The sequence below is a fragment of the Oleiphilus messinensis genome (assembly GCF_002162375.1).
Lineage (GTDB): Bacteria > Pseudomonadota > Gammaproteobacteria > Pseudomonadales > Oleiphilaceae > Oleiphilus > Oleiphilus messinensis.
In genome coordinates this window covers 4,886,720-4,902,212 of record NZ_CP021425.1, presented here as the reverse complement: position 1 = coordinate 4,902,212, position 15,493 = coordinate 4,886,720, and the positions used below count along the sequence as shown (strand labels likewise).

At 48.1% G+C, this 15,493-nt stretch carries 15 protein-coding genes; 8 read left to right on the top strand and 7 right to left on the bottom strand.

What is annotated here, in order from left to right; all coding sequences use genetic code 11:
• Window positions 1-351: 351 nt before the first annotated feature.
• On the bottom strand, window positions 352-1,332 hold the full coding sequence (locus tag OLMES_RS21215) for a GGDEF domain-containing response regulator (RefSeq protein ID WP_087463105.1): 981 nt from the start codon (window positions 1,330-1,332) through the stop codon (window positions 352-354).
• 261 nt (window positions 1,333-1,593) lie between these two features.
• On the opposite strand from OLMES_RS21215, the gene OLMES_RS21210 reads away from it, so the two are divergent.
• Window positions 1,594-2,076, top strand: coding sequence for a YajQ family cyclic di-GMP-binding protein (locus OLMES_RS21210; protein ID WP_087463104.1), 483 nt, complete (start codon window positions 1,594-1,596; stop codon window positions 2,074-2,076).
• A 32-nt stretch (window positions 2,077-2,108) separates the two neighbouring features.
• On the opposite strand, the gene OLMES_RS21205 is transcribed toward OLMES_RS21210, so the two are convergent.
• The 3 genes from OLMES_RS21205 to OLMES_RS21195 all read right to left on the bottom strand — a co-directional run bounded on the left by OLMES_RS21205 (window position 2,109) and on the right by OLMES_RS21195 (window position 4,612).
• Window positions 2,109-3,449, bottom strand: a complete 1,341-nt coding sequence (locus OLMES_RS21205; RefSeq protein ID WP_087463103.1) for an AmpG family muropeptide MFS transporter — start codon at window positions 3,447-3,449, stop codon at window positions 2,109-2,111.
• Window positions 3,450-3,517: 68 nt separating this feature from the next.
• Entirely contained in the window at window positions 3,518-3,844 is a 327-nt protein-coding gene (locus tag OLMES_RS21200; RefSeq protein WP_087463102.1) for an MGMT family protein, read from the bottom strand.
• Between the two features lie 6 nt (window positions 3,845-3,850).
• Window positions 3,851-4,612 (bottom strand): SDR family oxidoreductase, encoded by a 762-nt coding sequence (locus tag OLMES_RS21195; RefSeq protein ID WP_087463101.1) that lies wholly within the window; start codon window positions 4,610-4,612, stop codon window positions 3,851-3,853.
• 165 nt (window positions 4,613-4,777) lie between these two features.
• Here OLMES_RS21195 and OLMES_RS21190 point away from each other — a divergent pair, with 165 nt between their 5' ends.
• From OLMES_RS21190 to gspD, 6 genes are all read left to right on the top strand, one after another.
• On the top strand, window positions 4,778-5,422 hold the full coding sequence (locus tag OLMES_RS21190; RefSeq protein ID WP_087463100.1) for an FxsA family protein: 645 nt from the start codon (window positions 4,778-4,780) through the stop codon (window positions 5,420-5,422).
• Between the two features lie 164 nt (window positions 5,423-5,586).
• Entirely contained in the window at window positions 5,587-5,877 is a 291-nt protein-coding gene (locus tag OLMES_RS21185; RefSeq protein WP_087463099.1) for a co-chaperone GroES, read from the top strand.
• 145 nt (window positions 5,878-6,022) lie between these two features.
• Window positions 6,023-7,678, top strand: coding sequence for a chaperonin GroEL (groL, locus tag OLMES_RS21180; protein ID WP_087463098.1), 1,656 nt, complete (start codon window positions 6,023-6,025; stop codon window positions 7,676-7,678).
• 191 nt (window positions 7,679-7,869) lie between these two features.
• Entirely contained in the window at window positions 7,870-8,631 is a 762-nt protein-coding gene (gene gspN / locus OLMES_RS21175; RefSeq protein WP_087463097.1) for a type II secretion system protein N, read from the top strand.
• A 48-nt stretch (window positions 8,632-8,679) separates the two neighbouring features.
• Complete coding sequence (locus tag OLMES_RS21170; RefSeq protein WP_087463096.1) at window positions 8,680-9,567, top strand: type II secretion system protein N; 888 nt, start codon at window positions 8,680-8,682, stop codon at window positions 9,565-9,567.
• Between the two features lie 38 nt (window positions 9,568-9,605).
• A complete protein-coding gene (gspD, locus tag OLMES_RS21165) occupies window positions 9,606-11,678 on the top strand; it encodes a type II secretion system secretin GspD (RefSeq protein WP_232465161.1) in 2,073 nt (690 codons plus the stop codon).
• Window positions 11,679-11,795: 117 nt separating this feature from the next.
• On the opposite strand, the gene sodB is transcribed toward gspD, so the two are convergent.
• The 3 genes from sodB to purE all read right to left on the bottom strand — a co-directional run bounded on the left by sodB (window position 11,796) and on the right by purE (window position 14,317).
• Window positions 11,796-12,377, bottom strand: coding sequence for a superoxide dismutase [Fe] (gene sodB, locus OLMES_RS21160; protein ID WP_087463095.1), 582 nt, complete (start codon window positions 12,375-12,377; stop codon window positions 11,796-11,798).
• A gap of 150 nt (window positions 12,378-12,527) precedes the next feature.
• Window positions 12,528-13,664: a 5-(carboxyamino)imidazole ribonucleotide synthase gene (locus OLMES_RS21155; RefSeq protein ID WP_087463094.1), complete on the bottom strand. Its 1,137-nt coding sequence runs from the start codon at window positions 13,662-13,664 to the stop codon at window positions 12,528-12,530.
• A 161-nt stretch (window positions 13,665-13,825) separates the two neighbouring features.
• Window positions 13,826-14,317, bottom strand: coding sequence for a 5-(carboxyamino)imidazole ribonucleotide mutase (gene purE, locus OLMES_RS21150; protein ID WP_087463093.1), 492 nt, complete (start codon window positions 14,315-14,317; stop codon window positions 13,826-13,828).
• 216 nt (window positions 14,318-14,533) lie between these two features.
• On the opposite strand from purE, the gene OLMES_RS21145 reads away from it, so the two are divergent.
• The gene (locus OLMES_RS21145) at window positions 14,534-15,490 is read left to right on the top strand and encodes a hypothetical protein (RefSeq protein ID WP_087463092.1); all 957 of its coding nucleotides are present in this window, start codon (window positions 14,534-14,536) and stop codon (window positions 15,488-15,490) included.
• The last annotated feature ends 3 nt before the right edge of the window (window positions 15,491-15,493 follow it).

The following is a 15,493-nucleotide window of genomic DNA, read 5'->3' as shown; positions in this document are numbered from 1 at the left end:
GCAGAGAAGTGGGCTCTTGGTATCGCTTTTTCAGCGGACATAAAAAAGGGCGGTCAGTAACGACTGCCGCCCGGGAATTGACCACACAAAACCACAATAACAATACTAATCTCAAGGCATGAAAGGAAACTTTCGGATTCATCCCGAAAAAATGGCGGAGGGTTGACTCGCGCCTCCGCCGATTTGGGGATACTACTCAAATCCACGATTTAATAATAAGCCTTTGCTGTCGTGGTCTCTATGGTAGTTGCGTTAAGCATTGTGATCTGGTTTTTCGGTTTGTGACGCTTTGTAATTTTACTCCAGCTATCAGAGGACAAGTACTCAGGGCACTGGCTGATCTGGCGCGTTTTAGTTTGCTATTTCGTCCGCGACTTCAAACCATCGAGAGACAAAGATACTCCCGGTTTCATAGGCGTAAGGAATCTTTTTGAATGCGGCTTTTTCGAGCTGATGTGCGGTCGGCATCGGTTCCTGATTGTCTGCTGCACAAACGCTGGTACCGGCTGCAATCGAAATAAAGCCTGCCGTGGTTTTAAATGCTTTCAGGCTGATGCCCTCATGTATCCGGCGGAAGCAGCTGACCGTGCAGTGATCCAGAGATTTGAACTGGGTTACCACCGCGAACTGGTTTTCACTGATGCGGCAGGCTGCATCCATTGGGCGAATGAGGTGACGTAATCGACGAGATACGCCCACCGCGATTTCTTCCATGATCGCGGGGCTGTATTGAGATTTTAATTGCTGCCAGTTTTTAATGCCGATGAGTAAATAGCTGGAAGCGCCACCTCGGGCTTCGGTTTCTCGCAGGTTTTCGGATAACCGGCGTAAGCAATAGCGTTGATTGCCTAACCCGGTTTCCAGATCAATGATGTTCTTCTCTTCCAGTTCCTTGTTGTTTTCCAGCAACAACTGATTGGCCAGCAGTAGCGAATTTTGCATGTCTGCAATTCGATCCGCCGCGAAAATCCGGGGCAGTAATTGCTTGCTCATATCGGATTTGTAAATGAAGTCATCCACACCCCGGTCGAAAGCTTCAGAGAGTGCTTCAACGCCTTCTTTCGCGGTGAGCAAGATGACATAAGTGAAATGGTTGATTTGTTCATCTACCTGCCGGACTCTCGCCGCCATTTCCAGGCCATCCATCTCGGGCATCAACCAGTCTGCGATCAGAACGCTCACAGGCCGGCTTTCAATCATTTCCAGAGCTTTTTGCGCGTTGTTAGCGAATCGAATATCTCGGTATCCCGATTTTGTGAGTGTTTTACCAATTACAGTACTGCTGAACTTGGCGTCATCGACAACCAGAATGGGTAAATCAAGATTAGGCATAGAAGTCTCAAAATGCTGTTGTTATTTGCTAACCCATACGCGCGGTATGCTTAACCACCGGGTTTCTAAAGGCTTCGCATGATTATAGTATAATAGGCTTTTAAATCATTAACGCTATTGAAGGATATGTAGTATTTTTGTTATTTGCTTCTCGTGCAAGACGAGAACTTTAACCGTATTTACAGGGGCTGCACAAGTTTTGTTCAAGTTGTTCTGGCCTTATCCCAATTGCGTGCACCTTATCTGTTCAGGAGTGAGTGAATGCCGTCGTTTGATATCGTTTCGGAAGTAGAAATGCATGAAGTAACCAATGCCGTAGATCAGGCCAATCGGGAAAAAGGGAACCGCTGGGATTTCAAGAAAGTCGCGGCAGAGGTAGAGTTGAAAGAGCAGGTCATTCAACTCTCTGCCGAGCAGGATTTCCAATTGGATCAGCTTGAAGAAATTTTGAGAATGGCGTTTGCAAAGCGAAAGTTGGACCCGAGAACGCTGGTGAGTGGGGATGATTCAAAATCCGGGAAGCAGGTCAAAAGAGACTTTTCCATTCAACAGGGCGTGGATCAGGATACCGCCCGGAAAATGGTGAAAATGATTAAAGAATCCAAAATCAAAGTGCAGGCGGCGATCCAGGGTGAAAAAGTCAGAGTGACCGGCAAAAAGCGTGATGATTTACAGCAGGTTATGGCCCTGCTTCGAGAGTCTGAAATAGAGATCCCCCTGCAGTTCAATAATTTCAGGGATTAAGCCGTTTTCAGGGAAGCCAGTAACGGGATGGTTTACTGGCTATGGGCAATTTTCTGAGCCGGAGTTGGTGCAGACCAAGGTGCGACTCGAAACAAAAGTAGCATACCGGGGATGGCCGCAATGGTACAGAGAATGTAAAAATGGGTCCACCCCAGTCCTCCGTCTGGCAGCCCGAGCGCGGAAAAGAACGTATGCAGGTGCGGATTTGTTTCCGGGTTAACCCCTTCCACCAGAAAACCCGTCAAGGCATTGGCGAAAGTACGGGGTAGTGCGGCCAACGCCGTGAACAGTGCAAGTTGGGTTGCGGTAAAGTCGCGGTGAGTACTGCGTGCTATAAAGGCGACAAAAGCGGTGGTGCCCAGGCCGACTCCGAGATATTCAAGCGCTAAAACGATGGCGAGATAAACCAGATTATTGCCTGCTTCCGCCAGCGCTACAAACCCCAGAATGGTAATGATTTGCACCAGACCGAACAGCCAAAGGGCTTTATTGATACCAATCTTCACCATGAGCAAGCCACCGAGAATACCCCCGATTATGGCTGGCCAGAGCGCTGCGTTTTTGGCCACGATTCCGATTTCAGTCAGTTCGAAACCCAAATCAATGTAGAACGGTGTCGCCAGTGCCGTCGCCATGCTGTCCCCGAGCTTGTAGAGGAACATAAATGCCAGAATCTCAAGTGCTCGCAGCCTTCCAAGACGCTGGAAGAACTCTTTAAACGGTTCGATCACGGCATCGCGTAAAGACAATGGCGGTCTTGCGTTCAGGCTCGATTCGGATACCAGTAGTGTCATGATCATGCCGGGTAACATAAATAAGCCGACTATGACAAACACGGTGTCCCAGGTTGTATAGTCAGCCAGAATGAGTGCCAGAGATCCGGGAATCAAGCCGGAAATGCGATAGGCATTGACATGTATTGAATTTCCGAGGCCGAGCTCCTGATCCGGTAATATTTCCCGTCTATAGGCATCCAGAACGATATCCAGACTGGCACTAAAGAACGCGATGACGGCGGCAAGATAAGCGATAACACCAATGGAAAGTGCGGGTTCGAGTTGTCCCATGAGGGCAATCGATATGAGCAGGCAAATATGGGTAACAAGCATCCAGCCGCGTCGACGCCCGAGAAAAGGTAACTGGTATCGATCCATGACCGGAGACCAGATGAACTTCCAGGTGTAGGGGATACCGATGAGTGCGAATAGACCGATATCCGCCAGATCAATGCCTTCCTTGCGCAGCCAGGCAGGTACAAGCGTAATCAGAACATATAACGGTAACCCTGAGCTGAAACCGGTGAACACGCATATAAGCATGCGTTTGTTAAAGAGCGCCTGCCAAATGGATTCTTTTGCTGGAGGCAAATCCATAGAAGTGTTTCCCTTTGCCTGGAATGAGTTTAGTGGGTGGTGATCAAAAAGAGGCTGTATTTGAGACGTTACCGATTGTGCGTAAGCCAGCCGTATAAAGCAAGGTCAATTTTTCCATTGCGGAAGACGATACCTTCGGCTTCTAATTTTTGTTGTTGCAGTGAATGGCTGACTGAATCAACCGGTAATGAAATTTTGCCGGTGCTACTGATAACCCGGTGCCAAGGGAGTGTGGAGCAGGCATCCTGATGTTTGAGCAGGTGTCCCACGTAGCGGGCATATCCCGGTAAACCTGCCATGCGGGCAACGTTTCCGTAAGTGGAAACGCGACCCTCAGGAATCATGGCAATAACCTGACGTATGCGATCGTCTTTATCATCCGTCAGGTTTGTCATGCAGGGTTAGACTCGCAATGCACCATCGACTTCGATGATTCGTCCGGACAGGTAATCATTTTCCAGAATAAAGGCCGCAGTTTGCGCGATTTCATCCGGTTGACCCATGCGTTGCAATGGAATTTGACGGGTCATCATTTCCAGGGCTTCTGGTTTCATAGAACCAGTCATTTCCGTTGCGATAAAACCAGGCGCAATGCCCATGGAGCGGATGCCGTATCGAGCCAGTTCTTTGGCCCAGGTTACCGTCATTGCGGAAACGCCTGCTTTAGCTGCAGAGTAGTTGGTTTGCCCCATGTTACCCGCGCGTGAAATGCTTGCGATGTTGATAATGCATCCAGCCGTATTTTGTTCAATCATCTGGCTTGCGGCTTCCCGAGTGCAGAGGAATACGCCGGTGAGGTTAACATCGATCACGCTTTGCCATTGTTCAATGGTCATCTTTTTCACGATCTGGCCATCTTTTGCCTTTACCAGTAATCCGTCGCGTAAAATTCCCGCGTTGTTGACCAGTCCATGCAGATTGCCAAAGTCTTTCACAATATTTTCAAAAGTTGCGACTACATCGTCTTCTTTTGCTACATTGGCGATATATGATTTCGCATCTCCGCCAGCGGCCTTACACAGGTCAACCGCTTCGTCGAGCTTTTCCTGATTAAGATCGATCAATGCCAGCTTGGCACCCTTGCCCGCTAAAAATACAGCCATGGAGCGACCCAGACCCTGGCCACCCCCGGTGATTGCAATTACGGAGTCTTGAAGTTTCATAATCTACCTTAATATCTAATAACATGAGGTTTCGAAATACGTGCTAAACGGGGTGTCGGCAGGGTATGCCACACCGCCCGAGGGGCGCTATTATGACAATTTTCGTACGATCTGGCCAATTTAATAGCGGCCCTGGCATGACTTGAATGGAGTTTTAAACAGCAAATGAAATGGTTTTTCTTGATATTCGTAATCGTTCCGGTTCTGGAATTGAGTATTCTTATTAAATTAGGATCGTTTATTGGGGTTGGGTGGACGATACTACTCATACTGAGTACGGCAATTGTTGGTGCTTCGCTGTTGCGCAAACAAGGGGTTAGCACGCTGCTCCGGGCAAACCAGCGAATGGCAAATGGAGAAATGCCGGCACGTGAGGTCGCGGAAGGGTTTTTCCTTGCGCTTGGCGGGGCATTATTGCTCACACCGGGATTATTGACAGATGTACTTGGCTTTTCGTTGATTGTCCCCACTATTCGGGCCCGTCTTGCTGACCGGGTTATTGCACACCTGAGCCAGCAACCTAATACCTTCCATAGCTCTTTTCAACACGGTGGATTCTCTGCTGGAAGCAACTTTAGCAACGGGTCGCCATTCAGTTCTAGGTCACCATTCAGCTCCGGGTCTCATTCCAATAGTCAATCTCCCTTCGAGGCGGGGCGGCGTCAGACGGGAACTTCTGCCTCGAATGCTCAAGGAGAGGTTTTTGAAGGTGAGTTCAGTGAAGTGAGCGATGCTTCGAGTCGGCCTGATGAAACTCAGCAAATCGATTTGCGAAAAGATCCAGCTCCGGGGAACGATAAAAAAAATTAATTTTTTTTTGTTCCGGGTATTGAAATCAAATTTGACAACCCCATCTATAGTTTCACAACGCGGCAGCGGAAAATCTAATGTCTTGGATATCAAGTGCTTAGTGACCCTGTCCGCTTACTAAAAACATATTCTCAACAGAAAATCTAATTGGGAGAAACTGAGAAATGAAAATCCGTCCGTTACACGATCGTGTTGTCGTGCGCCGTCAGGAAGAAGAAACCAAATCTGCAGGTGGCATCGTTCTTCCTGGGAAAGCTGCGGAAAAGCCATCACAAGGCGAAGTTTTGGCGGTAGGTGAAGGCCGTGTTTTGGACAGCGGTGATATCCGTCCAGTAGGTGTGAAAGTGGGCGATACCGTTGTTTTCGGTCAGTATTCTGGTAACACCGTTAAAGTAGACGGTGAAGAGTTGCTGATTATGAGTGAGACCGAAATTTTCGGCGTACTGGAAGACTAATCCATTCGATATTCGTTTGATTGGATTGTTCCCGTTTCTTGGGTGATTTTTCTGTACTGAAATAACCTGAACATGAATTCTGTAGCGCCGGGTTTAGCGTAAAACCCGGGCTAAACGAGCAGAGATAGATTTAAAGGAAAATAAAATGGCAGCTAAAGACGTTAAATTTGGTGATTCAGCCCGTAAGCGCATGCTGGCGGGTGTAAACATTCTGGCAGACGCTGTTAAAGTGACTCTGGGCCCTAAAGGCCGTAACGTTGTATTGGACAAGTCGTTCGGTGCACCTACCGTGACTAAAGACGGTGTATCTGTCGCGAAAGAAATCGAACTGAAAGACAAGTTCGAAAACATGGGCGCGCAAATGGTTAAAGAAGTTGCTTCGCAAACCAATGACGCGGCGGGTGATGGTACCACTACTGCAACCGTACTGGCTCAAGCCATTGTTAATGAAGGTTTGAAAGCCGTTGCAGCGGGTATGAACCCAATGGATCTGAAGCGTGGTATCGACAAGGGTGTTCACGTTGCAGTAGAAGAAATCAAGAGCTTCTCTCGCCCATGTGAAGATTCCAAAGCAATCGCTCAGGTTGGTACGATTTCTGCGAACAGCGACGAAAATGTAGGTCAAATCATTGCTGAAGCAATGGAAAAAGTGGGTAAAGAAGGCGTTATCACTGTTGAAGAAGGTAGCGGCCTGGAAGATGAGCTGGACGTGGTTGAGGGTATGCAGTTTGACCGTGGTTACCTGTCTCCTTACTTCATCAATACTCAGGAAAGCATGAGCGCGGAGCTGGAAAGCCCATTCATCCTGTTGGTTGACAAGAAAATCTCTAACATTCGCGAATTGTTGCCTGTATTGGAAAATGTTGCCAAGGCAAGCAAGCCACTGTTGATCATTGCTGAAGACGTTGAAGGCGAAGCGTTGGCGACTCTGGTTGTGAACAACATGCGTGGTATTGTTAAAGTTGCTGCTGTTAAAGCGCCCGGCTTTGGTGATCGTCGTAAAGAAATGCTTCAGGATATCGCGGTTCTGACCGGTGGTACTGTAATTTCTGAAGAAGTGGGCCTGACCCTTGAGAATGCAACGTTGGATGACCTGGGTACCGCTAAGAAAGTTAGCGTGACCAAAGAAAACACCACCGTAATCGATGGTGCAGGTGTTGCTGCTGATATCGAAGCGCGCGTAGGTCTGATCCGTAAGCAAATCGAAGACAGCTCCTCTGATTATGATCGTGAGAAGTTGCAAGAGCGTGTTGCCAAGCTGGCAGGCGGTGTTGCAGTGATCAAGGTTGGTGCTGGCTCTGAAGTCGAAATGAAAGAGAAAAAAGCACGTGTTGAAGATGCATTGCACTCAACCCGAGCGGCTGTTGAAGAAGGAGTTGTAGCAGGTGGTGGTGTTGCACTGGTTCGTGCACTGCAATCACTGGCTGATCTGGAAGGTGATAACGAAGATCAAAACGTCGGTATCAACCTGTTGCGTCGTGCGATGGAAGCGCCACTGCGTCAAATCGTTTCCAACGCGGGCGGTGAAGGTTCTGTAGTAATCGACAAGGTTAAGCAGGGCGAAGGTTCTTACGGTTACAATGCGGCAACGGGTGAGTACGGCGATATGCTGGAAATGGGGATCCTGGATCCGGCAAAAGTAACCCGTACTGCATTGCAATCTGCAGGTTCGGTTGCCGGTCTGATGATCACAACTGAGTGCATGGTAACCGACCATGTTGATGAGAATGCTGCAGCAGCACCAGCAATGCCGGATATGGGCGGCATGGGTGGAATGGGTGGCATGGGCGGCATGATGTAATATCGCCCACCTCTCGAAATAAAAAACCCCACGAGTTATCGTGGGGTTTTTTTTCGTTGTCACAAATTTGAAACTTTATTAAGTCAGAGTACTGCCTTTTATGTTCCGCATCACGAAATCAGAGGTGGTTTTGCTCTAAAAGCGTGATACCCTCGTTTGCTTTTTGGGGGCTCGCTTACAGGATTGTAGTTTTGGCTAAAATTATCACAAGAACGTTTGCATACTTATCCTTTGCGCTGTTGATGTACGTCGTATTTTTGCTTGTATCAATGCCTGCGTCCTGGGTGTGGAAGATGGTTGAGCCCCACGCCCGCCCAGCTTTGGTCGGGGTCGAGGTATCTCAAGTCAGTGGTACAATCTGGGATGGGAAGCTGCAGGTTCAGTATCAAAGATTACCTGTATCAATTGGCTGGTCATTTGAGTTCAAGCCGCTGCTCACAGGCAAGTTGGGGTTGGTGTTAGACGCTCGGAGTGGTGATGCTGAAGTTTCGTTACGTGCGCTTGTAAATCAGGAAATACTGGCCGTTGATCGCCTGGACGGTAAACTGGATCTTGCACAACTGAATCCCTGGCTGAAACGGGATCGTCTTGAATTGGCTGGCCTGGTCAACTTGAGTGATTTTGACGCCAAGGTTAGTCGTGAAGGCAAAATCATGCATGCTCAGGGGCAATTGTCCTGGCAGGGCGGAGTGGTGAAATATCCTGCGGGTAGAGCTATCCATACCCGGGAGATGTCGGGTCTAAACGGAACGATAGTGACAGAAGATGATCGTATTCTGTTGAATGTGGTTGACCAGGAGCAGTTTAAGACCGTTTTGGACATCGTTTTGGATGCGGCAGGATGGGCCAATGTAGAAGTGAAAAAGCGTTTGCTTGATCTGGCCGATGAACCTTGGAAGAAAGGTGTAGATGACCAGACAACTGTGTTCAAGATCAAGAAAAAGATCTATTAACTATATTTAATTTGGGTATTGAATAGCGATCGTTGAGAATTTGTTGCTATGTCGGATAGGGCTTTAAACACAACATCCAATCGTTTGTCAGGACGAATTCGATCCGGGCTGGTCATCATTGGCTTGCTTGCGCTCATGACTTTGTGGGCGAGAGAAGCCGCAGAGTTTACCTGGTATATTCTGGATGGTGAGACGCAGCGAAGCGCGAGTGAAGATCGTCAAGTGCAAGCAGTCTCTCAACAACGGAATGAGAATAGACAGTCAGGGTTTTCGATACAGGCAATGATGGGAATGTTTGGCGTTGTCAGTGCTAAAAGGGCCACTGACCAGAGTGCAGCAGTAACGCCAACTGAAGCGCCCAAGACTCGTCTTCAGCTTGAATTAAAGGGCGTTGTGGCTGCGGATCGGCATGAGGATGCTGGCGCGATTATTTTGGCAAAAGGCCGTAATGAAGACTACTTTTCAGTTGGTGACGATATCCATGGCCAAGCGACACTGATCGAAGTTTATGCTGACCGCGTTATCCTGAATAGTAATGGGCGCCGTGAAGCACTCCATTTTTCCGAACAGGATGGCAGCAAACGCAACTTTTCTAAAGTTGCAGCACAAAGACCTGCGCGGATCGAGACGCCGAAAGAGTTTGTCGATGTGGCAGCAAAGCGGCTGGAGCGTGACCCTCAAGGCGCATTGAATTCTGTTGGTCTGCAAGCGGTTAAAGCAGGGGCGGCAGAAGGTTATGTTTTTAATGGTAACAACCCCATGCTCAGGCGTCTAAACTTAAAGCAGGGTGATGTAATCAAATCAGTAAATGGTATGCCTCTGGGAAACATTCAACAGGATCGGATGCTATTGAAGCGCTTGTATGAGCAGGGCAATGTTGAAGTAGAAGTCGAACGGGACGGAACATTCTTTTCGGTAAGTTACCCGCTTCGTTAGGATCGTGGAAAAATCTAATCAGTGATAGGAACTCAACGGTGATCGGAAGTAAACGGCCAGTAGCACAACATTCGAATGGCGAATTTGTCGGTATTCGATTGAACAAAGCAGTATCAATTTCTCATGCCGTAGACACAAAAGGGCCGTTAACTCGCCATTTTCTTGAACCTTTGCGGGGAATTGTCGCGCTCTGTCTCATGATGTGTGCCACTTTGTCTCTGGCTGAAGACGAGCAGACATGGCAGATAAATAATAAAGATGCAGATATTCGTGCGTTTATTCAGCAAGTTGCTGAAATAACAGGCTACAATTTTGTTATTGATCCTCGCGTGAAAGGTAAAGTAACGGTCATTTCCAATGCGAAAATGAACCGTGATGCAATTTATGAAATGTTTTTATCGGTTCTGCAGGTCAATAATTTTACTGCGATACCCTCCGATGGCGTTATTAAAATTGTTCAGCAAAATGAAGCGAAACAGCTCGCGGATAACCTCAAATTATTGCGCGGGGTTCCGACCGAGCAGATTGTCACAAAGGTTATACAGGTCAACAATGCCAATGCCCTGGAATTGGTGCCCATTCTCAGGCCAATGGTGGCTAAATACGGGCATTTGGCCGGGGTTGCTGCCGCGAATGCTCTGATTATCAGTGATCACATCGCCAATATCAGTCGCATTGCCGGAATTGTGGAAGAGTTGGACAGCCCTTCGAAATATGAGCTCGAAGTGGTTCAACTTGAAGAAGCCTGGGTGGGGGATATGGTCAAGCTTCTGGAAGAATTAGCACCTTCCGAGATTGGCAAGGGAAAAGCGAAGTCGCTGGCGCAAAAGTTCAGTGTCGTAGCGGATGAGCGGAGCAATCGTCTGATCATCAAAGGTGATGAAAATTTTCGGGAAAAAATCAAGGAATTGATCGAGAAGCTGGATCAGCCTGCTGCCACTTCAGGTACGACAAAAGTTATTCGACTCAAACATGCCGATGCGGAAACGTTGGCTGAATTACTCAAAGGATTGATGGGTGATGTTCAGGCTGAGGTGAAAGAGCAGGGTGGCGCCAAGAAAAATGTTGCAGCCGCGAGCATCTACGCCGACGAAGGTTTGAATGCCTTGGTTGTTCGAGCAGAGCCTTCTGTTATGAAGGAAGTTGAACTGGTGATCACGCAGCTTGATGTTCGTCGGGCACAGGTTTTGATAGAAGCGGCAATAGTGGAAATTAATGATGAGACCACTAAAGGATTAGGGGTTCAGTGGGCGATAGGGGATCAATCAAGTGGCTCCGTACCTGCTGCGTTCTCTAACTTCCGAAACGTTGGTGTCAGTGCTGCTTCGGTAATCACGTCTATCGTTAATGAATCTGTGCCAACATCCATTCCCGAGGGTATCGGGTTCGGTGTTGGTGATGCAGATAGCAATGGCATCTCATGGGGGGTATTGGTTCAGGCCTTATCATCGAATGCTGATGCTAACTTACTTTCTACGCCCACCATTATTACGATGGATAACCAGGAATCGCAGATTATCGTGGGCCGGAATGTTCCGTTCAGGACGGGGGAAACCACGACGACTGGGGATGGTACAGCTAACCCCTTTACGACGATTACCCGTGAAGATGTTGGTTTGACACTGAAAGTCACCCCGAGTGTCAGTGAGGGTGATGCGGTGCGGTTGGAAATCGAACAGGAGAGTTCCGCAATTGGTGACAGTGTAGAAAACGCCTCTGATATCGTAACCACCAAGCGAGAAATAAAAACGACTGTTTTAGCGGATAATGAAGAGATTATCGTTTTAGGCGGGCTGATTCAGGATGATCACAAGACTGCTGTAAGCAAGGTTCCCCTCCTGGGTGATATTCCTTGGTTGGGAGCACTGTTCCGCAGTACATCCGTGACCAAAACCAAAACAAATTTGTTGGTCTTTTTGAAGCCCACTATCCTGCGCGATAAAGAGGATAGCCAAAAGATTGCTGATGAGAAATATTTGGGGTTGTGGGAGTTGAATCTCGGAATCGAGAAGGCCAAAAACGTCAATGTTGAAGATATGGAGTTGCCGGAAATGGAATCATTTTTCAAATCCAACGGTTTTAGTCGTTCAGATGGGATGATCCCGGAATAGGGGTCGCGGCGCGATTAGGTCATTACAAATAAAAAGGCCGGTGGTAGTTAACCTCCGGCCTTTTTCGTTTCCTGTTAAAATGAAACGCTTAACAGAAAAGGCAGCAAGCTTTCGGGATTAGCCCGCCAGGTTTGCTGCTACGAATTCCCAGTTTACCAGGCTCCAGAATGCTTTCAGGTAATCCGGACGAGAATTGCGGTAATCAATGTAGTAGGCGTGTTCCCACAAATCACAGGTCAACAGCGGCGTATCTTCGGTTGTTAATGGTGTTGCTGCGTTGCTGGTGTTAACGATTGCTACGCTGCCGTCTGCCTTTTTAACCAACCAAGTCCATGAAGAACCAAAGTTGTTAGCGGCTTTATCGCTGAATTCCGCTTGGAATTTCTCGAAAGAGCCGAATGCTGCGTTGATTGCATCCAGTAATGCACCAGTTGGCTCACCGCCGCCATTTGGGCTCAGGCAGTTCCAGTAAAAGGTGTGGTTCCAGATTTGCGCTGCGTTGTTGAATACTGGGCCGCTGGAAGTTTTAATGATTTCTTCCAGAGTTTTGCCTTCAAACTCGCTTCCAGGAACCAGGCCATTCAATTTTACGACATAAGTGTTGTGATGCTTGCCGTAGTGATATTCCAGAGTCTCCTGGGAAATATGGGGTTCCAATGCATTTTTTTCATATGGAAGAGGAGGTAATTCAAATGCCATGTGAGATTTCTCCATTTTTTAATTGCAATCAGCGGCGTGACCATAAATTGTATGGTCGCCGCTTGTCATATCACATTGAGCTGTAGCACCCGGTATAAGGTCTACAGTAGTGAGTAGAGCGAAAATAATAGCACTCGATTCGGGCTTTATCTACGGTATTTGTTTTTCTTTCTTGCTCAGTGAGCAGCTGAATTCAGGGCTGCCTGGCAAGAACTGATAGGTGTTCTCGGTACGTTGACATAGCTCTTTGTAAGTGTCGGCACAGATATTGATATGGCCTAACTTACGCCCTGCTCGTTCTTCTTTACCGTAAAGGTGTAAGTGTGTGTACGGTAATTTCAGCAAGTCTTGAATTGATCCAGCCTGGCCAATGATATTGAGCATGCTGGTAGGGGAGCGAGCCTGGGTGCAGCCGAGCGGTAATCCGGCAATTGCCCTGATGTGATTTTCAAATTGGCTGCAGCGCGCACCTTCCATCGTCCAATGTCCGGAATTGTGAACCCTTGGCGCCATTTCGTTCGCCATCAAACCTTGCTCGGTCTCAAATAGTTCAAGTGTTAGCACGCCGATATGGTCTAGCTCGGACATCAAAGTGGATATGTAATGCTTTGCCTGCTCTTCAAATTCAGGATCCAGATCCGGTGCCGGTGCGATAGACGTTCTCAGAATACCTTGATGGTGGCTGTTCTCGGCCAGAGGGTAAACTGCAACTTCGTCTTGTGTGGAGCGTACAGCGATAACGGACAGCTCTCTCGAGAAGTTAATGAAGGATTCGACAATAAGTTGTGGGTGACCGATGCTGTTCCAGGCGGCTTCTGCTTCATCCGCAGACTTAAGTACGGCTTGTCCTTTGCCGTCATACCCTTCGGTTACCGACTTGGCAACAACGGGACAGCCAAGTTCTTCAGCCGCCGCTGCCAGTTCCTCGCTGCTTTCAACGACACGAAATTCCGGGGTCGGTATACCCAGTCGGGTGAAAAGTTGCTTTTCTTCTACTCGATTCTGGCAGACACGAATGGATTCTGAAGAGGGATAAAGTGGCTTTTTGGACTCAATTTTACGGGTTAGTTCAAGCGGCAGGTGTTCGAATTCGTAGGTGACAATATCTACTTGATCCAGAAATGCGTCTAACTGGGTTTCGCATTTTCCAGAATCAATGAAAATGTCCCCCACACCGGCTGTTGGCGAGCCAGACAGGTCGAAAAAGCTGAATTTCATGTTTAGGGGGTAACCGGCCAATGCCAGCATTCGTCCTAATTGACCTGCTCCCAGAATTCCTATGCGCATAATCATTTACCTGAATCAGTAATAACTGGATTTGTGCTTAAATCTGCACATCCGTTAGGGTAACGGCAACGTCAGCGCAATGTCCGGACGAACATCGCGCTTTTCTAGAGTATACTCTCAACGTCGTTTTCGCGTTAGCGTGGCGCAATTCCGGGCGTATTCTAGGCCTGCGCCGGGTCTGGATTATCCAGAACCGTTTGAGTCTGTTGTGCTCTGAATTGTTCAACATTTTTTTGAATGTCTGGATTAAACAGTCCGCATATTTGCGCTGCCAGCAAGCCAGCATTGGTTGCACCAGCTTTACCAATTGCCAGTGTGCCAACAGCAATGCCGCCGGGCATCTGGGCAATAGACAGGAGTGAATCAAGGCCATTGAGTGTCTTGGATTGTACCGGAACACCGAGTACTGGCAGGACGGTTTTTGAGGCCACCATACCTGGCAAGTGGGCTGCGCCACCTGCACCGGCGACGATAACCTTCAGGCCACGACTTTGGGCACTGCTTGCGTAGTCAAAAAGCAAATCCGGTGTTCTGTGTGCTGAAACGACTTGCTTTTCATAAGGCACGCCCAGCTTTTCAAGCATTTCTGCCGTATGTTGCATTGTTGGCCAATCAGACTTTGACCCCATAATTAAACCGACTAGAGGCTCCATATCCAGCACCTTGCCTTAAATATCAAAAAAATGAGGCGCACATTTTAGTGATTCATGCGTTCCCATGCAAATTTTGTATATATCTTGATTCATTAAGCTGTTTAAAGTCTGTGGAATTCGTTAGTATTTGCCGCAGTCGCCCCTGTTTTATGAGTGCATTTTTATGAGCACATTCTGAGGGATACGAAATGATGATTGATAAGGTTGTGCAGAACGATGGATGATTTGAGACCTGACCGAGATGATGTTGATCGTTTTCAGCAGCAAAGAGGGTTGAAGGCAAAAGCGAAACCCGCCAAAGCGCCTGTTGCAAAAGATCGAACGCCTACACCGAAAGCGAAGGCATCTGGTCAGCAGCGGCCCGGATTGGTTCTACCCCTGTTGTTGATTGTCGTAATTTCGGCTGTATCGGGCTTCTACATTTGGGAGCTCCGGACAAGAGTTCAGACACTGGAAGACAATCTGGCTTATACGTCTGATGTCATAAAACAAAGCAAACTCCTGATGGCGCGCATTGAAGGCCAGGTTCATGAAACGGGGTCGGAGATGGAGGAGAAAGGCTCTGTAACTCAGCGTAGTCTGGCTGAACTTAATTCTGAGGTTCGAAAACTGTGGGGCGTCTCTAATGATCGTAACAAGAAAGCGATTGCAGCGAATCAGGATGCTGTTCAGGCCATGCAGCAAAAAACAGCAGATCTTGAATCACAACTGAAGGCGCTTACGGTTAGCCAGGATCAATTCTCGAAGCGTGTGGATGGCAAGTTTGCACCTCTGACCAAGTTGCCCGCTAAACTCTCCGAGCTTGAAGGGGATCTGAAAAAAGAAGGGCGGCAACTGCTTCAGCTCTCTCAAAATGTCCAGGCTGTAGGGAAGTCTGTTTCCGAGCAAGAGGCCGATTTGAAGCTGCTCCGTTCCGATTTGGCGAAAGTTAAGAGTGGAGCGTCTGCATCACAGGAAATTGTGAGTCGTGTGGATGCTGTTGAGCGTAAATTAGCCAGTATGGCGTTCCAGAATAATGTTGAGACACGGGTAAAATCCACTGAAGATGCGATTGAGGCAATTGATGCTTCCCGTCGGCAAATCAATCAGCGGGTGGTTCAGATGGAGCGACGTTTGAATGAGATACAGCTCTCCGTGAATGCGATGCAATCTTCGAAGTTGGGTGGACAATAAACG